This is a genomic window from Thalassotalea sp. HSM 43, assembly GCF_004752005.1.
GTDB lineage: Bacteria > Pseudomonadota > Gammaproteobacteria > Enterobacterales > Alteromonadaceae > Thalassotalea_A.
This window is the reverse complement of the sequence record NZ_CP038493.1, coordinates 1,138,240-1,163,506: the sequence shown is the minus strand read 5'-3', so window position 1 is coordinate 1,163,506 and position 25,267 is coordinate 1,138,240. Positions and strand designations below refer to the sequence as shown.

The following is a 25,267-nucleotide window of genomic DNA, read 5'->3' as shown; positions in this document are numbered from 1 at the left end:
ACTTAACGCTAGTCTTTAATAGAATAAATATGAACAGAAAGAGGCATAGCATGCGCCATATTGTTGCCGGTGTTTTCATTATTGTGATTGGCTTTCTCGCCAGTACCTTTAGTGTTGACGCGAAAGACCAGCATAAAAACGAGCAAATGACCTCGACCAAGGCGGTAAAAAACGGCTTTAAGCTCGAACAAAAGCAACTTAAACAGCAGCAACTCTTTCAACGTTTACATTCCCGAGCAATGATATCACCAACCCCTGGTTTGTCTGTATTGTTGTCGGACAATGAAAAAGCATCAATCAATCAAAATAAAGGCTCGGTGCAACGCAAAGGCATCGAGTTTAAGCAGCAGGTAGGTTTGGTTCGAGACATAAACAAAGAGGTCAGCTTTACCCAGTTTCAAACCGCACAGTTTAACAGTGCCTCACAAAAGTTTGCTGTCGGTATGATGCATCGCAAAGGGGGCGCGTATACATGGACAGCAACCATAAACGCCATTGATGCCAGCGCGATGCGTATTCATTTTGCTGGTTTTTCTCTTCCTGATGATGCCAAACTTTATATTTTCAATAATTCTGGGCAGGCATTTGGCCCTTATAGCGGTCGTGGTCGCAATAATAGCGGTCAATTTTGGTCACATACGGTATTTGGCGATACCCTACATTTGCAAATTGAGTTTGGTAGCCTTAGCAGCGAAAAAGATATTCAAGCAACCCGCTTTGTCATTGCTGGCGTGGGCTATATTGGCAGTAAATTTAAACTGCTCGATTTATGGTCGCAATGCGAATCGGTCGCCAGCTGTGTGGTAGCTGCAGACAATCAACAAGGGGATGGCGTTAGCGCTGCGAAAAAAGCGGTTGGCCATATGCAATATGTCTCGGGTCGTTATATCTATATTTGCAGTGGGGGATTAATTGCCGATGTCCCAGACAGTGGCCGAAATTATTTTCTTACCGCCAATCATTGCGTCAGTAAAGGTGGTGAAGCAAACTCCCTTGAAACCTACTTTTTCTTTCAAAGCTGCGGTAATGGCAGCGCACCACCAAGTGTGTTAGGGGCGTCGATATTATCGACCAATCGCAGCAGTGATTATACCTTGCTTGAGCTTAACGGCAGTTTACCAACGGGTACGGTTAGACTTGGATGGGACGCGACGCCTGTGGCGTTTAATGATGGCGAGATGTTGTATCGCATCAGCCACCCACAAGGTTATAAGCAGGCGTATTCGCAACACAATGTCGATACTGATAAAGGAACTTGTCGTAGCTGGCCAAGAGGTGACTGGATATATAGCAAAGACATAGTTGGGGCAACTCAAGGCGGCAGCAGTGGCTCACCGGTATTAAACAGTCAAGGGCGTATTGTTGGTCAGTTATCTGGTGCTTGTGGCTATGATCTTGAAAATGAATGTGCGGTTGATGCCAATGCAACCGTAGACGGCGCGTTTGCTGCTTATTTTTCTAGGATAAGTCAATGGTTGGCACCATCTGGTGTGCCTGACCCTGACCCCGATCCAGAGCCCGAACCTGAGCAAATGGTTGAAGTCGGGTTATCAGCGAGTTCTGAACCGGCGCGACGAAATCGTTGGACCGCAATCGTCGATGTGCAATTAACACCGGTTGTCGCCGGCGCTTTGGTTAGCGGCCAATGGAGTGGCAGTGCTAAAGGCTCGAGCAGTTGTACAACCAATGCTCAAGGCCGCTGTAGCTTAGAGAAATCGAATATCAGGGCCGAGCAAAATGCCGTGTTAAGCATCAGCTCAGTAGAGCATCCTGATTACGGTTATGCGGATAGCGATTCGATAACCATTAGTCCGCCAACTTCTAATTGATAAAATGAAATGGCTAATTCGTTTAGAGTTATTTCAAGCGCGAGGTAGTACTTAAAAGAGCTTGTTCAAATGCGAGCGTGTTTATATTTGGGCGAGCGGGAAACAATAAATGAAAATCAAATAAAAACAGCCTGTTTGCCAATAAGCAAACAGGCTGTGTATTATCTATTGCAGAGTCGTTTAAAAAATTGATCTAAAGGACGAACCACCGCTACGTCGTGATGAACGACGATTACGCATTCTTGAATGCAATTCTCGGCGCTTAGCATCTAGCCAGTCTTCTTTGGTGATGGTCTCAGAGGCTCTGTCTTTTTCACGTTCTCGATAGCTACAAAACTCTTCAAACGCTTCAATATCATCTTTTAAATCTCCGGCAACCAACTCGATCATAATGGCATCATCAAGAAAGCCAAGTGCCGGAATGTCGTCTGGCACCAAATCTTCCGGTTCGCTGAAATAAGCCAACGCACTTAATACATCATTGCGCTCTACTTCCGGAATCTGCCATTCGTCATCTTCAATCATGGCGATTAAAACTTGTAATTTACTGATGCGCTCTTTTACAAACTCAGGAACGTTGTCGTGTACATCGTTGATTAAATTTTTTGCATTGCTCAGTATTACATTTTCACTCAAATGTTTGGCACTGTCTTGAGCTTTTCGCATTACATCACGAAAATGGTTCAAATCAGATTCTGTTAACTGAAAGGTCACTTCAAACGCCATTGTCATTCTCCTTATATGGCTGTTATCTCGGAAGGATATTTCCAAAGCTAATCATTTAAATTTAACAGAGATTTTGGTTTTCACCATTTACTGACAAAGATAATCTTATTTATCAATCAGTCATGGGCATATTCTGACCGATATTTGTGCTTCTTTTGAGTGCCTGACTTGAGTGACAATGAACCGTTGTCGCGATGATATTGGCATTAAAACGTTAGTGCCAATTCGCGCAAATAAAAAAGCCGCAGAGATTATCTGCGGCTTTTTGCTAGTCAGTGCGATTGATTAGTGTTGGCGTCTTCTTAGTCCAAACAGTGCTAACAAGGTCAACCAATACATAGAACCGCCTGAAGAGCTATCCTCTTCAACTGGTGGCGGCGTAGGCGTTTCTTTTTCTGCAACCTCAATCATAATTGCAAATGAGGTCGATACTTCAGATTCACCGTCTTTGGCGGTTACCGTAACCGTTAGATCCGTTGCCGATGACAACTCAACCACTAACATGTTGTCTTCGATAACTGCGCCTTCTAAGCCGCTAACAATGTATGTTAATTCATCACCATCAGGGTCATTAAAGATTTCGGTTAAATCCACTTCAACGCGATATGAATCACCTTCATCAATGGTTTTACTGATATCGGCAACTTTATTGCTTAATACCGGTGCTTTGTTGAAGTTCACGTCTTCGGTGGCTAGCTTGATAAGCGTTGCACCAACATTACGTCGTAGATCCGGCGTTGTACCCACTTCTAATAGGCCGTAATAAACACTGTGTGGATCAAGGTTCACTAACTCATCATCGAAGTCTTTGTAGCCATTAACCGCTAGGTTTATATCAAATAGTTCACTGGTATCGACTTGAGACGGCGCATCAATATCAAAGCTTTCCTCGGCTGTATATTCAATAGCCGTGTAGCGGATAGTGACATCGTCAGGCTCATCGTCCACAGTGCCTTGGAAATTGTGCGCTACTAACCAGTAGTTGCCAACCGGTGGTCTCTCAATAACACAGATTTCTTGTGAATCAACACGACCACTGATGCAAATTGTTGAATAGTACGCTTCCCAAACATCTGGTTGGCCATCGTTGTTTTCATCAATACCTACATATAAGTCCATATCTGGCGCGGTGGTATCGATAAGTTCAACAATCAATCGCTTAGTGTATGGTTTAACGGTGATCTGATGGCTAAACAAGGTTTCAAGGTTGCGAGTGAAACTGCTTTTCTCTTCATCATTTGAGGTGCCAATTGGGCTACCTGTTGCCGATTGAGCTTTAACAAAGCCAAATCCTTTGACCTGTAAATCATCACTACCGGTTGTTTCGATATCAGTGATACTAATGTTGTTATCACTGTAGGTTTTTTCCAAAATATCTGGAACAAAACCGGCTTTAAAGCCAACGGTTGCTTGTAGGTGCGAGTCAGAAAGGTTTTCACCGTCTGCCGTTAAGTTAATGTAACCATGTACGTATGCATCACGCAGGCCGCTGTTTGCTGCTGCGGTAATGGTTAACGTTTGTTTTTCACCGGCTTTTAAGCTGAACGATGCTGGGCTAACCGATAAGGTAAAACCTTCATTTAAGTATTCATAGCTTGCCGTCCAAGTACCGTCTTTGGTGGCTTCGACAACACGAGTCCACTCACAGCTTTGTAGACACTCATTATCAACCATAGAGGTTGAATTAAGCCGTTTAGGATCGCCACCACTTTCTGGGTCAGCATCAAGATATTCTTGTTCGGTAATATCTAAAATAAGACCAGCATTTAGGGCTTTATCAACACGGATGCTACCAGCACCTTGGTCAAAGAAATCAGAACGTTGTTTAACACCGTCAAAATCATCATCTTTAAAGGTTTCTTGGTGTGCGGTTGACATCACAGCCGATTGCACTTGTGCAGGTGTCCATGTTGGGTGTGCTTCGTGCATTAACGCCAATACACCGGCTACGTGTGGGCTCGACATTGAAGTACCACTCATCGTGGTATAAGGGCTGCCTTGATCTTCATCAGTAAATGGCGTTTCTTCATTACCCGCAGCGTAGATATTCACACCTGGGCCGGCGATATCAGGGGCAAAGATATTTGGATATGGTAGGTTAGGACCTCGAGAGGTGAACACACCTGCAATATCGCCAAGTTCAGCGTCACGTGCTTGCTCGGCTGCACTGATGGTTGCAATATGGTCTTCACCAGCGGCTAGCCAATCAACAACAACTTGGCCATCAGTGGCATTTAAATGAATCGCTGGTAATAGGTGGGTATCCGCATCAATCGATTCTGAACCACCGTCAACGTTGATCAAAATCAGACCACCAGCGCCACCTTCTTTGACATTTAAGCCTTTGCGTACACGGGCAATGGTGCCGCGTTCACAGATAACAATTTCACCGTCAAATGTTCCTTCTGGGAACGGTTCCATACATTGCGCATCACCAAACGCACTGGCATGAACGACATTACCGGTATAGGCTTTTGTTGCGCCTTTACCAACAAGATCTGCGATTGGTGCTGAGTCACCACCGCTAAAACCTGTTAACGCTTTATCGGCAAAACCACCATCGTGGGTGTATGCAGCAACGGTGGTGATCCACGGTGCGTTACCTGGGCTACCAATCGTTTCTGCTCCTGGACCGCTGTTACCGGCAGACGTGGCAATATGCAAACCTGCGGTACGGGCGTTCAAAAATGCCAAGCTATCAGCGGTGGCCCAAGGATTATCAGCGCCGCCACCAATAGAGTAGTTGATAACATCAACACCGTTAGCGATCGCATGTTCTAGTGCGCGGATCGCCATTTCTGGCCAGCATCGACCTAAATGGTCACACACTTGATATGAAACAATGTTGGCATGAGGTGCAACACCACTGACTTGCTGGTATGAAAAATCAGTTTCAGCGCGAATCGTACCTATATCATCCGCAACCGCCATGTGGTGCGGAACATCATTTAGAATATTACCTGCCGCGGTTGATGCAACATGAGAGCCATGACCATTAAAGTCATAGCCGACTTTCATCTTATCTTCAAAATCTTCATAGCCATGATCGATTGCATCGGCAGGTCGAATCTCAAGGATTTCTGGGTAGCTGACGACACCGATAAGTTTGTCATTACAAAACTGAGCGTATTGTAGACAGTCGCCTAAGTAATTGCCTTCACCCAATGGGTTGGTATGGTCATAACCATCGCCACCAACATCAGCGAATGATGGATGAGTTGCATTGATACCGGTATCAATGATACCTACGACAACGCCTTCACCTTGATGACTGGTGTGGCCTTCGACACCTTGCTATACTTTCTTGGCACCAATAAATTCAGGTCCTGCGTATGTTTGTAGGCGGTGATAACCAATTTTTTCAACACTGGCAACTTCGTCCATGTTGGCAAGTACTGCCGCTTCTTGGTCGCTAAGTTGCACAGCCATGCCGTTTAAGGCGATCTGATATTGCAACTTTGCCGCTAGCGGTCTTTTTAACATCTGGCTAGCTTTGCTAAGCACACCAGATTGTTTTTGTTTTAATTGATTGATATATGATTGACTTGTGGCACTGTTCACGTCTAGTCGAGGAGAAGACTGATTACCAGTCGACGTGATTGAAGAATACGGATTATAGTTAGCCAGTGCTTTGTCTTTTAGTAACACATAATACATAGAATCTTGACGCATTTTATCAGCGACAATATTTTCTATTTTTTCCTTACCAGGAATGATAGTACTTCCGTCAATTCCATTATTTTGGCCAGCAATAGCAGGGCCAATTAAAATACTTGAGGCAAGTAATGCTAGGGGTGAAAGGTTAAATTTCATAGTCTTTCCAAATTTGCCATAAAAAGGAAGCTACAAGATCGTAGCTTCCATGGAGTTATAATGGTTATAAACGTCTACGTAGACCAGCTAGAGCAAGCATTAGGGCAAACATGCCACCAACACTACCACCACTGTCTTTTTCTTCTACGGCTGTCGCAACAACAGCAAAGTCAGCGCTTACTTCGTTTGCACCATCAGAGGCAACAACGGTAAGAGTGTAATCACCAGCGGCTTGTACAACACCAGTTACCACAAAACCGTCGATTTGAACGTTAGCAATACCAGCACCTGAGGCGGTAAAGGTAAGCATGTCACTTTCAACATCTGAGAAGATATCGCTGAAATCGATAGAGAAAGATTGTGTTTCATCTTTTTCGATTTCTAATTGAACAACTGGCATTTCGGCTAGCTTGCTGCTGTCAATTTTTGGCGCGATGTCATTTACGTTGTTGATGTAAACCATAACGTCAGTAGGCTTACCCATTGAGTTACCTTCTTGCGTATTAATGGTTAACGTCACTTCTTTAACCATTTCATAGTCAAGGGCTTCAGGGTTTTGCACGTAGATCTCATAAGTGTCTTGGTCAATTGCAAACGGCGTACCAGCAACGGTATTTACGATAGACACTTCAAGAGGGTAATTTTGTGAACCACCAAATCCGAAGAAACCTGCCGCATCTAAGTCGATGGTGCCAACAACCGTGCCCATTGGCGCGTTTTCATTAACGTTGAACGATTGCTCTTCGGCAATTTGCACAACGGCAGAACCGCCACTTACTACGCCAACCGTACCCAAGTGCATAAAGTCATCAGATGAACTGATCACCATAAACTCAGTATCTGGCAGGTTCCAATCAGCATGTTGCAGGGCAACAATTGTCACTTCTTCACCAGGTTGTGCGGTATAGATGTGGCTAAAATCAGCTTGCGTGGTCGCGTCAGCTAGTGCCTCTGCGTAGGTTTGCTCTTCAGTCGGTACAATCTCACCAACGTTAGCGAAGCCAACTACATTTGACATATCGGTTACGACCGTTTCACACCACTCGTTACCAAACCAATCGGTACCACAGAACTCTTCTTCGCTGTAGTAACCACCTTTAATTGGGTTAAACTGGGTGATTGCTGCGAATCTTTCCATTCCCGCATCACGATCGGTTTCGATGTGGAAACCAAAGTTTTGATCAAAATCGGCTAATTCATCTAACTCATGATGGAATAACTCTTCCACACATAGTTGCGATACCACGTTGTGACCATTACCAGCGAAACGTGTCGGTAATTTTGACTCAGTGTATCGACCATTAGGGTCCTGCCAATCGAACGCTTTGTTGTAATCGATGTAGTAAGTGGCTGGCTGACCTTTAGCGTTTAATTGTACAAACGGTTGGTTAACAGTTTGCTCATCACTCAACCACACACCTGCAAAACTTTCATCAAGACCAAACTCTTCAACCACGGCTTCAGAGAACATGTCGTAGAAGAATAATGGTGGACCCATTTTGTCGGTAAAGTTGGCCATCGCAGTTTGTACTTGGTTATGGAAATTAACGGCAATAACAAGTTTTTTACCGGTTATTTCACACATGGCTTCATCATAGATGGCACCACCAACGGCGCGAATCTTATGACCTTTCACGTCAACGATATTGTCATCAACTTGTGGCTTTGAGATTAGCACTGGATATGCTTCAAAGGTTGTTGCTGTGTTCGATTCATTGACGAATGTTGCACCATTACCACGGTAGCTAGGGCCACCCCATTGGTCAGTGCCATAGCGCTCATCACCTAGTGGCAATGTACCCCATTCAGTTGCGCCTAAATCTGGATTCCAACCTTTGTAAATTGGGTATTCAGACGCAATTGGATTTTTATTGATGCTAGTAGCTGGACGTGCTTGCAACATCCAAGCTAGAGCGATATCAGGGTTATTGTCAGAGGTTAAATTAAAGTAACCATTGATTTCGTGTTGCGTCAGGTTTGCATCGGTGTAATCAGCGGTTTCGGTCAAGCCCCATGCCGGTAGCATAGTGCCATCGATAGTAACGGTCACCGGAATTTCAACCGCGTGATGTGCCGGAACGGTCACTGTTTGCGGGTGACTAATGGTAAGCGCTTGGTGAGTGTCTTTGTCTCCATTGAACGCAAAACTCATTGCATAAGATTGCATTGAATCAGACATGTTTCTGATCACAAGGTTCTTAACGATGGTTTTTTCATCCATGACTTCGTGATGGCCAAACTGCACATATGGCTGAGCATCTTGCTTATTAACAACATACACTGGCGAGCTAACCGCTGAGTCTACGTCTTCTACACCGTGACCTTTGGCCAGTAGATTGGCTTCCATTGTCGCGGCAGAGTTTAAAATGTTTTCTGCTGCTGCCGTATTTGCCAGCAACGCTTTGATTTCAACAGGGCCAAGATTTTGGTTATTGCTTTTGATAACCGCCGCCGCTGCAGCAATACGAGCTGCTGCTGATAACGCATCAGTACGCGAACCGGTCATCGCTGCCGTTGAATCAGCGTTGCTGATTTTAACAACAGGGATATCATCTGCTTTAGTAACAATTTCAGGTTTTAATGCCATTGAACCACGAACAGGGCCCATTGGTGACCAATCTGCGATACGAACACCCATGTCATCGTCAGTATTTACCACTGAACCTACGGCAATTGTTGCCGTTGGCGCGGCTTCATGGGCAATCCAACCACGGTGTTTTGCTTCGGCTAAGCCCATGGTTGCCCATTCACCGCCAGCACCTGCTGGGGTCACAATTGTCACACCCATCGCTGATGCTCTGTCGATCATCATGTTTATTAACGAGATGCCTGCTTGTGAGTGCGCATCATAAAACGAACCGGCACCTAGAGAGTCAATCAGAATCACGTCAAGGTGATCTGAAACATCGCCATCTTGGTTAGGATCCATGGCGTGTTCAATAGCTGAAATAACGTTACCTTGAGTTGGCCATTGCACGGTCAATGTGTCTGGATCCCAAGACGCAGGTGATACGTTAGCGATTTTATAAGCGTGCAGTTTTGCACCTGGCGCAAGCTGATGGACGATACTTGCTAATTCAGTACCTTCACCTGTGTTATATACCGCACCATTCCAGTGAACGTATTCGTAGTTTTGGTCGATTGGGTTTTCATCCATACCCCAGTTCTCTGAGGCGAAATCCATACCACCAACAACGGTTTCTGTTGGGAAACCATCAAAGGCGATTGCACCATTTTCTAATGCATCTAGGTAACTACCCGCTACTGGTGGTGTTTCTGGATCGTTATCTTCACCGTATTCACCTGTTCCACCAAAGAATGCCAACGTGTAATCGATACCGGTAGAAACGATACCTACGTGTACACCTTCACCAGCATTTTCGTTCGCTGTGTAGGCGGCCATAAGCTCTTCCATTTCGCCTTCGCTAGAAATGGTGGCATTGGTTTGGGCTTTTAATGCTGATTTTGGAATAAATGCTTGAGCGTTGTTAACATCAATGTGGCTAACACCGGCAAGCGTTTCAAGTTCGCTGACACGATCTGAGGCAATGTTAACGGTAATGAAGTTAGCGAGTAATCCAGCACGGCTTGTGATCGATGCATTAGAGTCTATTGCTAAAACATTTTTGAAAAATTCGTCTTGCGCTTTGTTTATGGCGCGTAAGTCGTTTTTAAAGTTGGCTTTACCTTTAGCATAGCTACTTAAAGCCGGTTCGCCTTGAAGAAATATAGTGACTTGTTGAGTCGCTTTCTCATGCTTTCCAAAGGTGGCTTTTAGATCTGTTTCTGCGTGAACGAATGATGTACCAGCCGCAAGTGAGCTGGCAATACAAATCGCTAATGCGCTTTTTTTCAACTTCATAGAGTATCCCCGATTTATTTAATGGATATGCACTTTGTAATTTCAGTGTTGTATTTTTGTGCATTGCCATTGGTTTTATACGGCTAGCAAAATGCAAACAAGAGAAGGGCTGGCAAATTAATGTCAAAATAACGTCATATCCAATAAGGACTATGTCTAATAAATGTCAAAAGCCTTCCGTGGTAAGGGGTTGGGAGGTTTTTGTTCGGCGTTAGTTGATAAGGTTTTTTCACTGTTTTTGATATTGTAAAAAAGCGATATTTACCTTTTTTGCCGAGTTATTAATCGAGTTTTTTCGAATCAGTGATCAGGCTTTTAACCGTGAATAACACAAAGCAAGTTTTGCTTGTGGTTCTTTTCTCTTAGCGAAAGGAGCAAGGTGAATCGTTTTTACGACGATAAATGCGTATATAAAGATGCAGATAATAACCGGTAAAATCGTTTTAATTATGTATTTAATATTTGAACGGTTTGAGCTATTTGAAGGGTTTAAATTGTTAGAATGATATGAATTGTTAGCAAAGATAATGCCCGGCACTTAATGTCGCGCCAGGCATAAATGACACCGATAGTTTGTGATTAGAATGACAAACGAGCAGATGCCGACATGGTGTCGATTTCATCAGAAACCGCGTAACCAAGACCAATCGAGAAACTCTCATTAATATGGTAGTAACCTGACGCTGACAGAATAGTATCTGTTTCATCATCGATATCAATGTGAGCGATTTCAGCGCCAAGCTCAAATGATGGTGTTAGCATTGAACGAACGCCAAGGTGTAAACCGTAACCACTGTCATCAATAGACTCAGAGTCTGCTTCAAGCTCAATGTATTGATATGACACTTTACCAAAGATATCCGTTGTCTTTGTCGCGCCGTAGCGATAGCCAAGGTGCGCTTCACCTTGCATTAAGTCAACATCAATACCGTAAATGTCATCAGAAACGGAGCTGTAACTAGCGCCTAAGATTACGTTTTCACCGATTAACGTTGAACCGGCAATACCAAATCCATCTGGTTCATAATCAATGTCAGAGTCATCGACTTCAGCTGATACATACGAACCTTCGATGAATCTCCAGTTTGGTGATTCAGCGGCAGTAGAGGCAAATGAAGCGAGTGATAAGGCAACTAGAGAGGCAATTGTTGTAAGTTTTTTCATTTCAAATCCTTATAAAATATACGCCATAACAAATCATAATGGCGCCTGAACGTTAGCATTATTAATTTTAATGGGCAATAATCCATTGAAATTATTAGCTTTATTTTTGTAACGATTTATTTGAACTTGGTCAGCGGTGAGAGTCTAACGTGTTCATTAAGCTGGTGTTGACCAAAAGCCTGGCTCATAAAGCGTTTGCTGGGGAGTTGTTATTGAAACTAACAAGCTGTATTTGATAAACAGTGTACTGATCAGTCAATGGCGACTAAAATTAAAGCAAGGCAGGAGAATAAAATGCACAAATTATTAACTCTTATGGTGGTGGTGCTACTTGCGTCGTGTTCGAACACCACGGAAAAACCCTCAACTGTTTCCGCGACGGATAGATCGGCTACCGTCACATTGCTAAATCCCAGTGACTTTAATGATATAGACACCGGGAATATCGGCATACAGTCTGATTTCGAGCAGAGTGTGGCTGATAAGTTGGCGGAAGCGTTAGCGGACCACTTTGAAGGTAAAGGCGTCACCATTGATATTAAATTTACCAACATTGATTTGGCCGGTGAGACTCGATTCAATATGCAGGAAATACGTGTATTAAAAGACGTTTATATTCCAAGAATGTCATTCGAATACGTTATTAAAGATGCCGATGGTAAGGTTGTCCGAGAAGAGACTGCTGATATCAAAGATATGGGCTACCTGAGCCGAACACTATTTGGCAGAGCCGCGGATGAAATGATTGGCTATGACAAACGTATGCTGGTGGAATATTTTGAGAAGGTGATGCCTTAAGTAGCGGTCAAGCGATTCAATTTCTGACACCACCGTTTAGAATTAAAAAAGACGCTCGAGGGCGTCTTTAATTTTTGCGCAATCTGCAATGCTTCTAGGCTCTATTATGACAGCGGTATTTTATTCGGATACACATTAGACGTTATTTGGGCACTAACAAAACAGGAATTGCCGAGCGCTTTAGTACCGCCTCAGCAACACTGCCGACTAATATATTGTAAATAGCACTGTGACCATGGCGACCTAATATAATCATCTTTGCCTTTATTTTTTGCGAATATTCAACGATTTCATCTACGATTACACCTGTTACATGAATTGTTTTAACGCTATAACCTTGTTTTACGAGTGTTAAGGTGAGCTGATTTAGTTTCAGTGTTTGTTTTTCAAACTCGTCATCTAATTGCTCTTTAACAGACGTTGGGCCAACGTCAAAGCCGACAAATTCAGGGTTCGGTTCGCCAACGTGCAGTATATGAATTTCATCTTCAATTTGCACTAAGTCAGGTAGTGCATTGATCACTGAGTTGGAGACCTCAGAAAAATCAATAGCGATGAGTATTGTCATAATTTAATTCTCCAACGGCTGTTTTGTTTTTAAGAGATCATTGATGTCGGCCTTGCGATTCTGATAGTAAGCCTCTTCAATATAGGCAATGATTTTCTCAGACCATACATCCTGACTTTTTCTTGATAAATGAGACCATTCTGGAATTTCTAACTGGCTAGAAAGTTCAGGAAAGTCCATGGTATTAATGGCTGGTACGTTTAGCGCTTCTATCATAGGTTGCCAAGAAAGTTCTCGGTAATTGCTCTTTACATCACGCTCTAAATAAAGCCCTCTTGACGGCATGCGAATAAATACCATATCCCCACCACGCTGGCGTAATTTGGTTATTAGAGGGCGAAAGAAATTGACGGCTTCATCAGTCATTTGTGCCATTTCTTCCGCTGTTTTAAGCTTGTTTAAATTTAACCCTGGTAACCAGAAATTTAATATTTGCTGGTTGTCGAAGCTGCCTTCTTGCTCAACGGGAGCCCACATGTCAGTTTGTCTGTCTTGGTAAACATCACCTAACTTCCAACCCTGTTGATTTAGCACCTTTGAGTTTTTCCGTTCAGGTAAAGCAACATAGTGATCGACCAATTCAAATAACGAAAACGCTTCATCAATAAAGCCAAAGTTTTTGGCTAAGGGATCATGTAACTTGGTACTTAACCATTGTGAAGGTGATTCACTATGATAGCGTTGAAAAGCATCTTTACCAAAGTAGCCTTCAGTTAACCAATTGAATAAAAAAGGTGTTACGCCGACTAATATGATGCCATCAAAGTCGGTGTTTTCGACGATGTCTTCGACAAATAGTGCAGGGCTTGTTCCAGGTAATGCCAGTTGCAATGGGCGTGTACCTAATTGTTGCTCCATAATATTTAAATCGGCAGCCCACAAAAGTCTGCTTGAGCCAGTCAATACGACTCGAATATTATGATCGGGAGAATCAAGTTTTCGTCTTTCGTTTGCCCACATGGCATCCATACCACTTAGGTAACCGCCGGGTTGATGGTGCATTTTTCTAGCAAGCAACTCCCAACCTACCAACAGCAATAAAGATAATAGCAAAGAGGTGATTATTATCTTGCCCCAAGGCTGTTCAGGTATATCTCGATATACAATTTTAGAATTGGAAGTAAATAAAGGCATTGCCTGTTCCCTGTGTAATAACGATGGTAAAGGTCATGATGGTCAATAAGCAAACGACTAGCCAAGAGGGCATTGTTTTGACGGTATCTTCTAAAGTAGAGTTACGCATGTACCAATGAGCCGAAATTAATAAAGATACCACCACGAGCACTTCAACAATATATAACGTAGGTAGCGGTGTTGCTGCATTATCAGGGGCAAAGCCAAACATGGAACTGATAATTTGTGAGGAGGTCGTGAAGTCTTTAGCACGAAAGAATACCCAGGTGATGTTAACTGCCGCAAAGGTTAATAACATCAAACAAAATGAAGCCAGTGTCGATTTTAAAATCACCAACTCTCCCCATCGTTTACGGGTAAATCGCTCAATCACTAAAAAGCCACCATGTAAGCCCCCCCAAATTACAAAGTTCCAACTGGCACCATGCCATAAGCCACCGAGCAACATGGTAAGCATCAAGTTTATTTGGGTACGTATGCTGCTCATTCTGTTGCCGCCTAACGGGATGTATAGGTAATCTCGCAACCACGTAGAAAGCGATATATGCCAGCGCCGCCAAAAGTCGGAAAAGCCAATGGCTGCGTATGGGAATCTAAAGTTGGTTGGCAATGAAAAGCCTAAACAAAGCGCGACACCTATGGCCGTTGTCGAGTAACCAGCAAAGTCTGAAAATATTTGCCCAGCAAAGGCAAACGTGCCTAACCAGGCATCAATAAACGTCACTGAATCTTTACTGTTGTAGACCGTTTCAGCGGCTGGCGATAATAACCCATCGGCAATCACCACTTTTTGGAACAGCCCTAAAATAATCAAGCCTAACCCCCAACCAAACTGTTTTAAGTTGGCTAAGTGGGGCTGTGCAAATTGCGGAATTAAATGAGTCGGGCGGACAATCGGTCCGGCAACTAATTGTGGGAAAAAGGTCACAAATAAAGAAAAATCTAAAAATGATTTGGCTGGCTCTGCTCTCTTTAAATATATATCTAACGAGTAAGCCATTGTTTGAAACGTGTAAAAGCTGACGCCAACAGGCAATATAATTGACCATTCAGGCACTTGATAATCAATACCGAAACTGGCCATCAACCATTGCCAATTCTCCAGTAAAAACTCACCATATTTAAAATAACCCAAAATGCCCAAGTTGGTGGCTAGGCTCAGTAATAATAACAATCGCCGTTTATGTTGCTTTTGCTCTTTAAACATCCAGTTGGCGACATGCCAATCGACAATTGTGGAAATCCATAACAACACAACAAAAGGTGGGTTCCACGCGGCATAAAATAAATAGCTGGCAATAAGTAAATTGCTCTTTTTGATACGCCAAGAAAATGGCGCGTAATGAAGGGCAAGAACAATGAGTAAAAATAAAACAAACGACAATGAATTAAACAGCACTAGGGTATCCCTGACTCAAGACCTGTACGCACTGTCTTTAAGCGTAAATTAGTATTATGCAAAGAGTATAGTCGGGTTTATTGCATGTAGCGAATTGAGGGCTAGATATCTAACTGATTATATTGGCTTTTTAAGATGTGAGCTGGTGCGCAGTATAGGGCGTACAATGTGTCGCCGTTATCTTTTATGTTGCGGTGATTTATATCGTCAAAGTTTTCCTTTTATTGGATAACTCCACTGTTATTGTTTGGGAGGAAAAGTATACGAGTTTCATACGAGTCATTTTCACCAACATCCAAGTAACTTCTTAAAAGCCTTTAAAAAAATTTAGTAGCAAGTTAAATTAAGCGAAAGCTTACTTTAAAGGGATTAACTATGGCGAAAAGGAATGATTCAATAATAGATTTAATGTTGGTTTTACCTTGGTGGGTGAATGCGATATTAAGTTACTTAAGTTATATATTTTTCAAATATCAAATACCTTCAATGCACTTTCAGTCAGCTGCATTTAAAAGTTTGTCTAATGGGATATCGAGTCTGGCTGAACCAATATCGTTATTAATTGCATTCATTGCCGTAGTCACATTTTTTAAAGCTCTTCATCGTAAATCTCTGATATCTAGAATGTCTGGCAATGGCATTTTGGGCTTCCTTAATGCTTTCGAATCCAAGAAAGATCCTCTTAAAAACATTACTTGGCGAGAATTTGAAATGCTCGTTGGCGAAGTTTATAAAAAACTTGGTTATCTAGTATACGAGACACAAGCTGGGGCTGATGGTGGAGTTGATTTAATTCTAAAGCGCAACGGTGAAAAAATTATTGTTCAATGTAAGCAATGGCGAACGCAAAAGATCGGTGTTAAAACGGTAAGAGAGTTATATGGTGTTATGGTCGCTGAAAGTGCAGATAGAGCAATTGTTATGTGTTCTGGTACATACACAGCGGAATCTTACGTTTTTGCTAAGGGAAAACCGCTCGATTTGATCGGTGGTTCCCAGCTTAGGGAGATGATTGATTCTGTATCAACGAATAGAACAATTGAGACACTACCAAAATTAAATGAAAAGAATTGTACTAGTTGTGGCAATCCAATGTTGATCAGAATCGCTAAAAGAGGTCCAAATAGCGGAAATAAATTTTGGGGTTGCAGCACATTTCCAAGATGTAGGAGAACAGAAGAATATTGAAAATGAATAAATATTATTCTAAATATATCCAGCAGTTTATAACTAAGCTGGCCTGCAGTAAATCGAAAAACTGTATGGGGAAATGATGACCCTCCCTGACTTGTATAGCATCTTGAGAGCCTTGTAAATTAAGGTCTTTGGTTGGGTTGTTGCTCTTGGTGTTACTTACAGTGTTACTATATCCTTATGTCACCACCAAATGTTGCTTTCATTTGTTCAATTGCTTGAGGCCAATATTGCTGCTCCAATAAAGATATTTTATTCTTTCTCTCTATAAACGTATTCCAACGCATATACTTTGGTTTAGGCCAGTAATTAATATTCTCGAACATATTATTTACATCGGGCCAATCATAACCCCATAGTTCTTTTCTTAGCTTTCTAATACGCCTCATAAGTCTTTCTTGTGACCGTTCACTCTGGCAAGCGTAATGTAAACCTATACATTCACGACAAGCATAGGCGTATTTGATCGCATAGAGACTCTGGCGTTGTTTTTGGCAGTAGGGGCAGGTTATGTATAGTTTATTGCTTGCGCTTCGATTATCGAGCTTCAAAGTTATCTTATGTGGCTTATTGTTTATGTTAAAAGTTATATAGCGGATACCATTGTCATTTTCATCTAAAGATAGCTTTTTGTGATCATGACTAAGATAACCAGAACTTATTGAGTAGTTACCAAGCGGCTTAGTGAGTAGAGACTTAAACAAATTGGCTTTTATACTATGGTATTCACTTGTATATGCTCGTGTTTGTGTCCTACCGTAATGCTGACCTTTAGGCATAGCCAATTCCTTTTATATAGTCCGAAAAACAGGCGCTAATTAACCAGTGGACGGCAAGAGCCAAAAGCAGTTTTAGTGTAAAGCCCTCTTTCTTTGTAATTAAAAGGTGTCGAGGATTGCCATAAAATTTTGATGCCACCATCAAAGAGTGTAAGAGTATTGTATGAATAACCCTGCGATAGATAATGGTCATTCGGTTTTGGTTTTATTGCTTCAAAAGGACTACCTGTCATAGGGTCTTCGTAACTAATGAATGGCACAACAATATGATCATCTCCATTGCCATCATATTCATGTAACTTAATGTGAGTAAGCGGCATTAGTTCAAATTTTGTTTTTCTGAATGCCTCATTTGGCATACTTTTATCTTTATAATGTAGCGTTGTAATCATAGCTTGCTCGAAAGACACTGAGTTAGCCTTGAAGTCGATAACAAAATTTTTTATTGCTAAATAACTATCTGGACTTTGATAAAATTTATAAATTTCCCCATTACAACCATCGTCCCTACATGAATAAAAGTTACCCGTCGGCTCTTTTCCACTAGGGTTTACAGGAAAAGAACACTCCCATTTATTAGCAATATCTTCCAAATAATTATCTTGATAAGCAGTACAAGGAAGTGCTAAAAACCATAAAGAAACCAAATATAATCTTCTATTCATAATGCGGCTATAACCTATAAAATTTATCTACTCTAATTAAGTTACTCTACCCACTTAACCCTACTTGTGCCATAGTTTTTTGTTTGATTAGGCTTATAGCCTTTACCACGAGCTTTAGCTAGGTAGGATATACGCCACACGGCACTTTGGATAGAGTCATAATCGTTACGTTTTACATTGTAATAGCAATTCTTGGGGGTGAATTCTGAGCCGTCTAAGTGTTGTTCCCAAATATCTTTAACTTTATTAAGTATTTCAATAGGGTGCCGTACTTTATGACCATCAATAATAAGTGCGTAGTGGTAATGCTGTTGTTTAGCTGTTTCTAATTCTCTACACCAAATAAAGCCAATTCTATTTAGTTTATATTTACGCTTTAACCATTTAAATAATCTACGATTAAAAACAGTCATTATCTTATTATCATCGGTGAAGCTATACATCCTTAAATCAAAGCGTATCACATGAACTTTACTGTGATAATTTAGCATTGAATCGACTTGGTTAATCATCGCTTTAATCGCATGAATAATAAGGCCGCTGCCAGTCGAATTTACCCACCAAGTTTTACCGTTCACAGTTATAGCTTTGTCTTTGGTTATATACGGCATTAGATACTCTAAAGAACTAAGAAAGCATAAAAGGATATTATTAATTACCTAGTTAAAAGTTAGTTGTTACTTACCTGTCTATTGCTAGTGCCTATATTGCCTTGTTAACAAAACGCTAAAAATATAGGGGTAAAAAACCTACAAATAGCAGTTAACAAAGAACAACCTAATATTAGTGGGTCGCATAGGGTAAGTGATCGCTGACTTTATTTCTCAGTTATACTATTGTTATTGGCTAGTGGTTTAGCCGTCAAACTTCATCCACTAGCCAGTTTTAATGAAAGCCTACTTTGTTAATCCTCAGTAGGCTTCTTACTTTCTATTCGTTGTTCATATTCCCTATCAGCTTCGGCTTTTTCTTGCTCAGCTTGTTGTAGGCGTTTTACGGCATTTTTACTGCCATAATATGAACGGTCTTTATATTGTTTTCTGGCAATAGTACGAGCATCTTTATCTTGCTCCCAATCACAAGAAAAGTGATTTTCATCAAGCCAATAGAAGGCCTGTTTTTTACCGTTATATTCGCCTTGCTCAGAATGTATAAGCCAGTGTTGATAATATTCTCCAGTAAGTTGTTGTAGGTATGCTCTAAAGCCTCCACCAAGCTCATTACATAAGTGATCTCTAGCGTGTTTATTACCATCTGATAGAATTGAAAGTAATTCATAAGCTGTGCTATTTGCTTCTGGTAATGAACCGACAGGGGCGGTAAATAATAAATTATCCATAATTCCCCCCTAGGCTGCTTTTCGTTTTTTGATTAGCTCTGAAACAAGCTGTTTGATTTGATCTGGAGTTTGACCCTCAATACGGGCCTGTATGACGGCTTCTACTTCGCTTTTTATATATGCGACAGCTCGACAGCCGATCGAAATTGGAGGACAAAACAGTTTAGCTTTTTCATCTAATTGTAATGCGGATTTTGAGCGAGCAGTTAAAGTTAATACTTCAGGTCTGCGGATTAATTCATAAAACTTTTTAGTAGTCATGTTTAGTTACCTTAGTCTGTTGTTAAACGATTCAGGTTTAATGCTACTTAAATGAATTTATGACAAAACCTTTGTCTTATGATGAAAGGTTTGTCATATATAAGTTTTTGATATTAAAGGTTAAATATTTCTATCAATGTTTTTTTGATTGTTTCGGATTCTCTTTTTGTGACTTTTAAAGTGTTTGTTAGCCAATCATCAATATGACCCATAGGGATGTTATTTGGCTTACGTTGTTGCTGTTGCCAAACAGGAAATTCATCAATAGCCTTTTCAGTTTGTTTGTATAAATCTTGCCACGTATTAGTTTGTATAATCTTTTCTGAAAAGGTTAATTGTTGAATGGTTGTAGGGGTAACAGCATTTGAAGTTTCTTTTTCATTTATATTAGCTATTGAATATCCAGTATCAACAGTTTTATAACTTTCGGTAGGATCAAAAAAATTAGCTTTATCAGGCAGGTTATTATAAAACCATTTCGCCAAGCTAACTTTTTTTATAGTTGTTTGTGCTGGTATTGGGCAAAATGAATATTCATCATCAGGTGCCATACGGCGTATCTGAAATACTTCTAAAGTCGTTTCATTGTGTGGTTGAGTTATACACTCATGAATGTATAACTCAACTTCACCTGATAAATAGTCGTGCCACTCACAAGCAATACTAACTTCATCTAGTAATGCTTCTCTTATCAGTTCGGCCTCAGCTAGTTTTTTGTAATCTTCATCGTGGGTATTTATATCATCCCAACTCATTGATGAAATGCCTTCATCATTGTAAGGGTTAGTTAATTCTGCTTCAGCATATCTTACAGAATCTTCTTCCACTTGAAGTGTTCTACTGGCATCGACTAAAGAATCAAACCTATCCAAACCAGTTGCTACTAAAGACGCTTCTTCGGCAGTTAAGCCCCTTTTAAATTTGTTAATCATGTGAGTTCCTCATTTCACTACCTCAATAAATTAACTGGGAAAGTACTGAGGTAGTACCTTTCACTTAAAATGATCAGTTTTAAGCTATCCCAATAAATTTAACTTATGGCCTTTAAGCCCTTATTAGATTTATTAAATTGTCCTGTCTGAGCTTGTTCAATATGATCAGACCACCAATACATTAATTTACGTCTGCGCTCTAAATATTCTGCTCGGTTATAAGCTCGCCTTACTTCGTTTTTATCTACGTGAGCTAGTGCTGCTTCTATAACATCAGGATCAAAACCTTGTTCATTTAGCGTTGTGCTAGCTAATGCTCGTAAGCCATGTGAAACTAATTCGCCAGCGAATCCCATACGCTTTAAAGCCATGTTTACACTTTGGCTATTAGCGTGTCTTGTTGGATCTCGATGATTAGTAAATAGGTATTCTTTGCCGTCAGACATTGAGCGAATTGTATTTAACAGTTCTAAAGTTTGCTCTGTTAACGGGATGGTATGAGGCTTTTTCATTTTCATGCGATCGGCAGGAATAACCCAAACTTTGTTTTCTAGGTCTATGTCCTCCCAACGTGCTGTAGCTGCTTCAATTGGTCTTGTCATTGTATGAAGTTGCCATAGAACTAAACAACGTGTTGTTCGCAATATGGTTGACTCTCTAATTGCTGACAGTAGCTCTGGTAAACGTTCTGGCTTGATGGTCGCCATATTAGTTTTCTTAGCCGCAGGGAATAGTTTTGTGACATCAGCTAAGTAATTAACCTCAATAATGCCCTGAGCAACACCAAGTCGCATTACTTCGTTAATGTTACGACATAGGCGTTTAACAGTTTCTAAACTGCCTTTGTTGGCAATAGGAGTGAGTAGGGTAATAACCGTCTTAGGTTTGATTGTATCTAGTGGTACATTGCTTAGCGTAGGTAAAACATGACGTTCTAATCCGCGCCAAGCATGGTTAGCTGTTTCCTCTTTAACTTGCGTAAGCTTTAATTCAAACCATTTTTGAGCAACAACACCAAAAGTATTTTCTATAGCTTCTTTATTTTGCTGCTCTTGTTCTGTGCGGTGAGCTTTCGGGTCGACATTTTCAGCTAATAATGTTCTAGCATCTTTTCTTTTGCTTCGAGCTTGCGCCAGTGTTACTTCGGGATATTTACCAAAACCAATATTTGCTCGTTTTTTTGTATACGGTCGATAATAGTTAAATAGCCATAGCTTAGAGCCATTAGGTTTTACTCGTAACATTAGCCCGTCACCATCAACAAGGTTGTATTCCTTATCTTTAGGCTTTGCTTGTTTAACTTCTGTATTGGTTAATGGGGTAGTTATTCGCGCCATAGTAACACTAAATTCCGTTTAATTAGGTTGGTGTTACTAAGAGTGTTACTAAAAATGGTGGCTTTTACAAGTTATTATTAATCGTTAATAACCGTAAAACTAGCAGATGACAGGTTAAATCGTTGATTTTTAGGCATAAAAAAAGACGCTCTAATGCGTCTTTAATTATCTAAATGGTGGCCCCTCCCTGACTTGAACAGGGGACCTACCGATTATGAGTCGGGTGCTCTAACCAACTGAGCTAAGGGGCCATTAGGAAATGCTTTGATTTAGATAATAACCAAAAACGCTGGCAAGTATAAGGGCTTTTTTTTAGGATGTCACCACTTGCCAAAAAAAATCTCCCGCTTTTGGTTCGGTTGCCTAATTTATATACGCTTTCGTTAGTGTTTTGTTAACTGATAGCCGGCTAAATTTACCCATTTCAGACTAATCTTACAGGCCTATTGGCGAATATCTTCTAATTTAATCATTAACATCGCCGCAAAACTTGCTACTATATAGAAGCTCGCGATATATACAGATTCTAATAACAAAGGGAAGGTCGGTGACTGATTTTTTGCAAACCAGCAAAGCTTTCATCTTGGGTGTCGCATTTATTATCTTGGCTCATATTGGCCTGGACTATTCTGCTGCGCGCTGGTCAATACCGGTCGATTCCGTGCAATATTCATTGCCTGTTCTATTCGCTATCTCTCTTTTGCTTCCGGCCTATTTCAAACAAGCTCGAATTAGCTTTTTAACCATCATTGTCTCTGCCTATTATTATTTACCAGAAGCTGAGTTGGTGATCTCTGAGCCGCAATTGTATTTATATGGATTAGCAAGTTTGGCATGGTTATCGATGATCACCGAACGTGGTGTATTTAGCGGGCATGCAATAAAACAAGTGCTGTTACTTATCGCGACTTTAGCTGCCGCTTACTTGTGGCTATTCGCCAGTGCAAAGCTGCAGTTGATTTGGCCGCAATTATCCGGTGATGTGAGCAGTGTCTATCTACCATCTCTTATCGTTGGTTGTGTGGTGTTATGGCGCAATATGGCTCAGCCATCATTGTCGCAAACGGCCGTCCTGGCGACTTATTTAATATGGTGCATTGCCCAATTTGAACTGGTTGTTATTAACTGGCCAATTACCATGGCGATTCTGTGCTGTTATTATCTATTGGTTGTTATCGTCAATTCGTATTTCTTAGCCTACCGTGATGAGCTAACTGGCTTACCGTCTCGCAGAGCGCTCAATCAATATGCCTCTACCCTTGGCAATACTTACGTGGTGGCTATGTTAGATATCGATCACTTTAAGAAGTTTAATGACACCTATGGTCATGATGTTGGCGATCAAGTTTTGAAATTGGTGGCGACTAAAATTGCCAAAGTACGTCGTTCGGGTAAGGCGTTTCGTTATGGTGGTGAAGAGTTTTCATTGATATTTCCGCGCAAAAATAGCGAACAAGTTATGGCAGAGTTAGAGCGCATGAGAAAACTTATCGCGCACTATAAAATGGCTATTAGGCAACTTAACCGTCAGGGAAAACAAGATCGTAAAGGCTCAAAAGTCACGACCAAAACGGTGCACGTGACGGTCTCTATTGGAGTTGCTGTACATCAAAAACAAATGAGCTTTGATGACACCATTAAAATTGCCGACCAAGCCTTGTATAAAGCCAAAAAAGCCGGTCGTAATCGAGTCGTTTCGGCTTAGTTGAAAGAGTTATATTTGTTAAAAGCGGTAGGTTAAACCCAAGGCAAATTCAGCTTGTAGCCATAGCTTACTTGAACTTCTGATCAAACAGCCCTTATTACCTGAACAAAATATGTAGCTGTCGCTATCAAAAAATGTCCCGTAGCCACGAGCATCAAGACGCAGACTCAAACTATCGCTAAACAAAAACTTCACTCCGGCGCCTAAGTTGGCCGATATACGTGTTTCTGAATCTAAGCTCTTATCGCTAGGGTCAAGGTGCGCGACACCTAGGCCACCACCAATATGAAATGGTACTTTGCCTTCAGAGATGGTCACGGTGCCGCCAATATGCAAGTAACTGACGCTGACCTCGGTATCCGCTAAATCAAATTCGACATCAAAATCAGTGACACTGTGGCTAAACAACAGCTCACCGGTACGATTGTAATCAAAGTTCCAACCCAAGATAACACCACCAGAGCCGGCATTATCAAAATCTATTTCATAATATTCGGTTTCATCGATGCTTACTTCGTCGTCATCGTCTTCTTCATCGGGTTCGATATTATCTGAGGTACGGTGACCACCAAAAAAGGTCAGTTCCCAATATTCTTCATATGATGCGGCCAAGGCTTGGCTGCTGTTAATACAAAGGCAAACTAATAGCCCTAAGAGTGGATACGTAAATTTCATAGATTCTTCTTATTGTTACCAACCAATCAGATAACGACTGCGCTTATCGAGCAACTTTTTAATCAACACGGCGATAAGGTAGGAGATATAGATGACCACCATAGTAACGATAAAGGTGGTGAAGATATTTCCTTTGCCGGCGATTCCTAATAAATCTGGGCTATCGTAAATCATCCACCAAGGGGTGGTGATCCACGGATGAATAAAGTAAATAGCAAAGCTGACTTCAGCCAACTTTTGTAAAAAGCCAATGCTAATGTGTTCGAACTTATTGAGAATGGCCAAAAGCACAAAGTTGATAAGCAGTTTTTGCGGCAGCATTAAATCCGGCACGGTGGCTTCAAAGGCGTCTTTATTTAACACCCCATGGCCAAAGTAGTAGGCTTGAATAAACGCCAAAGCAATGGCCGTTAACAGCATGATTAGCCAATATTTATCGATAAATGGGAACAGCTTGTCACGATGACGGGATGCCCACGCACCAATTAAATAGACCGGGAAAAAGTACACCAATGACTGGATGGCATTAAGATTAGATATTGGTCGATGCACGTACATGGCAATTAAGAATAATGGTACCGCGCTTAACAATAACCAATGTTTACGGATCATCAGCATCACCAAAGGGGACAAGGCAAATAACATCATGCCCATAGGTATATACCAATAAGCGGTTAACGCTCTGCCGGTAATAACATACCAAGCCGCTGCGGTGGATGTTTCGCTTATGTCGGCGTGAAGGTTGTGCAGGGTTGGCTCTGGTGCAGCGGTTAAATGCCAGATAATCCAGGGCAAGGACAGCAATATATAGGGTAAAAATACATATTTGGTTTTGTTCTTCATGTATTTTCGGTAGTCCCAGCGATGATAAAATACATGGTGAAACAAGAAGCCAGAGATGAACACAAAAAATACCGTGCCATTCATCATCAGGTTAAACCAGAACTTATCGGCTAAGGTAACGATTTCCCAACCGGCAGGACGATAACAATGCGCCATCACAATAAAGATAATGGCGATACCACGAAAGTGGTTGATGCTGTTGAGAAATTTTTTCTTTTCTGTTGAGTTCGTCACGATTCAAATC

At 41.3% G+C, this 25,267-nt stretch carries 20 protein-coding genes, 1 tRNA gene and 1 pseudogene; 4 read left to right on the top strand and 18 right to left on the bottom strand.

Annotated features, from left to right (window positions below):
• The first annotated feature begins 50 nt into the window (after positions 1–50).
• Positions 51–1,829, top strand: a complete 1,779-nt coding sequence (locus E2K93_RS04820; RefSeq protein ID WP_189637852.1) for a trypsin-like serine peptidase — start codon at positions 51–53, stop codon at positions 1,827–1,829.
• Positions 1,830–2,009: 180 nt separating this feature from the next.
• Here E2K93_RS04820 and E2K93_RS04815 read toward each other — a convergent pair whose 3' ends face one another.
• The 5 genes and pseudogenes from E2K93_RS04815 to E2K93_RS04795 form a co-directional block, all read right to left on the bottom strand.
• Positions 2,010–2,555, bottom strand: coding sequence for a YkvA family protein (locus E2K93_RS04815; protein WP_135438006.1), 546 nt, complete (start codon positions 2,553–2,555; stop codon positions 2,010–2,012).
• 285 nt (positions 2,556–2,840) lie between these two features.
• Positions 2,841–5,807 (bottom strand): annotated as a pseudogene (locus E2K93_RS04810) (S8 family serine peptidase); the annotation flags it as partial.
• 42 nt (positions 5,808–5,849) lie between these two features.
• Complete coding sequence (locus E2K93_RS04805; RefSeq protein WP_135438004.1) at positions 5,850–6,368, bottom strand: protease inhibitor I9 family protein; 519 nt, start codon at positions 6,366–6,368, stop codon at positions 5,850–5,852.
• A gap of 64 nt (positions 6,369–6,432) precedes the next feature.
• On the bottom strand, positions 6,433–10,230 hold the full coding sequence (locus tag E2K93_RS04800; protein WP_135438003.1) for a S8 family serine peptidase: 3,798 nt from the start codon (positions 10,228–10,230) through the stop codon (positions 6,433–6,435).
• Between the two features lie 579 nt (positions 10,231–10,809).
• The gene (locus tag E2K93_RS04795; RefSeq protein ID WP_135438002.1) at positions 10,810–11,394 is read right to left on the bottom strand and encodes a porin family protein; all 585 of its coding nucleotides are present in this window, start codon (positions 11,392–11,394) and stop codon (positions 10,810–10,812) included.
• A gap of 294 nt (positions 11,395–11,688) precedes the next feature.
• Here E2K93_RS04795 and E2K93_RS04790 point away from each other — a divergent pair, with 294 nt between their 5' ends.
• Positions 11,689–12,192: a DUF3016 domain-containing protein gene (locus E2K93_RS04790; RefSeq protein ID WP_189637851.1), complete on the top strand. Its 504-nt coding sequence runs from the start codon at positions 11,689–11,691 to the stop codon at positions 12,190–12,192.
• Positions 12,193–12,334: 142 nt separating this feature from the next.
• Here the strand turns inward: E2K93_RS04790 and E2K93_RS04785 are convergent, their stop codons facing one another.
• From E2K93_RS04785 to E2K93_RS04775, 3 genes are read right to left on the bottom strand one after another with little or no spacing between them, the layout of a single operon-like run.
• Positions 12,335–12,760, bottom strand: a complete 426-nt coding sequence (locus E2K93_RS04785) for a universal stress protein (protein ID WP_135438000.1) — start codon at positions 12,758–12,760, stop codon at positions 12,335–12,337.
• 3 nt (positions 12,761–12,763) lie between these two features.
• Positions 12,764–13,894, bottom strand: a complete 1,131-nt coding sequence (locus E2K93_RS04780) for a hypothetical protein (protein ID WP_135437999.1) — start codon at positions 13,892–13,894, stop codon at positions 12,764–12,766.
• Complete coding sequence (locus tag E2K93_RS04775; protein WP_135437998.1) at positions 13,869–15,293, bottom strand: MBOAT family O-acyltransferase; 1,425 nt, start codon at positions 15,291–15,293, stop codon at positions 13,869–13,871. The genes E2K93_RS04780 and E2K93_RS04775 overlap by 26 nt, the downstream gene beginning before the upstream one ends.
• A gap of 375 nt (positions 15,294–15,668) precedes the next feature.
• Between E2K93_RS04775 and E2K93_RS04770 the strand changes: the two genes are divergently transcribed.
• Positions 15,669–16,481: a restriction endonuclease gene (locus E2K93_RS04770; protein WP_135437997.1), complete on the top strand. Its 813-nt coding sequence runs from the start codon at positions 15,669–15,671 to the stop codon at positions 16,479–16,481.
• A 176-nt stretch (positions 16,482–16,657) separates the two neighbouring features.
• Here the strand turns inward: E2K93_RS04770 and E2K93_RS04765 are convergent, their stop codons facing one another.
• The 8 genes from E2K93_RS04765 to E2K93_RS04730 all read right to left on the bottom strand — a co-directional run bounded on the left by E2K93_RS04765 (position 16,658) and on the right by E2K93_RS04730 (position 22,051).
• Positions 16,658–17,266, bottom strand: a complete 609-nt coding sequence (locus E2K93_RS04765) for a hypothetical protein (protein ID WP_135437996.1) — start codon at positions 17,264–17,266, stop codon at positions 16,658–16,660.
• 35 nt (positions 17,267–17,301) lie between these two features.
• Positions 17,302–17,931, bottom strand: coding sequence for a hypothetical protein (locus tag E2K93_RS04760; RefSeq protein WP_135437995.1), 630 nt, complete (start codon positions 17,929–17,931; stop codon positions 17,302–17,304).
• A 41-nt stretch (positions 17,932–17,972) separates the two neighbouring features.
• On the bottom strand, positions 17,973–18,542 hold the full coding sequence (locus E2K93_RS04755) for a YagK/YfjJ domain-containing protein (protein ID WP_135437994.1): 570 nt from the start codon (positions 18,540–18,542) through the stop codon (positions 17,973–17,975).
• A gap of 293 nt (positions 18,543–18,835) precedes the next feature.
• Positions 18,836–19,270 carry a hypothetical protein gene (locus E2K93_RS04750; RefSeq protein ID WP_228445505.1) on the bottom strand — a complete coding sequence of 145 codons (435 nt, stop codon included), beginning with the start codon at positions 19,268–19,270 and terminating at the stop codon, positions 18,836–18,838.
• 9 nt (positions 19,271–19,279) lie between these two features.
• Positions 19,280–19,531, bottom strand: coding sequence for a helix-turn-helix transcriptional regulator (locus E2K93_RS04745; protein WP_135437993.1), 252 nt, complete (start codon positions 19,529–19,531; stop codon positions 19,280–19,282).
• Between the two features lie 113 nt (positions 19,532–19,644).
• Positions 19,645–20,463, bottom strand: coding sequence for a hypothetical protein (locus E2K93_RS04740; protein WP_135437992.1), 819 nt, complete (start codon positions 20,461–20,463; stop codon positions 19,645–19,647).
• Between the two features lie 98 nt (positions 20,464–20,561).
• Positions 20,562–21,800 carry an integrase domain-containing protein gene (locus E2K93_RS04735; protein WP_135437991.1) on the bottom strand — a complete coding sequence of 413 codons (1,239 nt, stop codon included), beginning with the start codon at positions 21,798–21,800 and terminating at the stop codon, positions 20,562–20,564.
• 174 nt (positions 21,801–21,974) lie between these two features.
• Positions 21,975–22,051: transfer RNA gene (locus E2K93_RS04730), tRNA-Ile, on the bottom strand.
• Positions 22,052–22,347: 296 nt separating this feature from the next.
• Between E2K93_RS04730 and E2K93_RS04725 the strand changes: the two genes are divergently transcribed.
• Positions 22,348–23,505, top strand: coding sequence for a GGDEF domain-containing protein (locus E2K93_RS04725; RefSeq protein WP_228445503.1), 1,158 nt, complete (start codon positions 22,348–22,350; stop codon positions 23,503–23,505).
• Positions 23,506–23,523: 18 nt separating this feature from the next.
• Here the strand turns inward: E2K93_RS04725 and E2K93_RS04720 are convergent, their stop codons facing one another.
• The gene (locus tag E2K93_RS04720; protein ID WP_135437990.1) at positions 23,524–24,180 is read right to left on the bottom strand and encodes an outer membrane beta-barrel protein; all 657 of its coding nucleotides are present in this window, start codon (positions 24,178–24,180) and stop codon (positions 23,524–23,526) included.
• Between the two features lie 15 nt (positions 24,181–24,195).
• The gene (locus E2K93_RS04715; RefSeq protein ID WP_228445501.1) at positions 24,196–25,257 is read right to left on the bottom strand and encodes an acyltransferase family protein; all 1,062 of its coding nucleotides are present in this window, start codon (positions 25,255–25,257) and stop codon (positions 24,196–24,198) included.
• Positions 25,258–25,267: the final 10 nt, after the last annotated feature.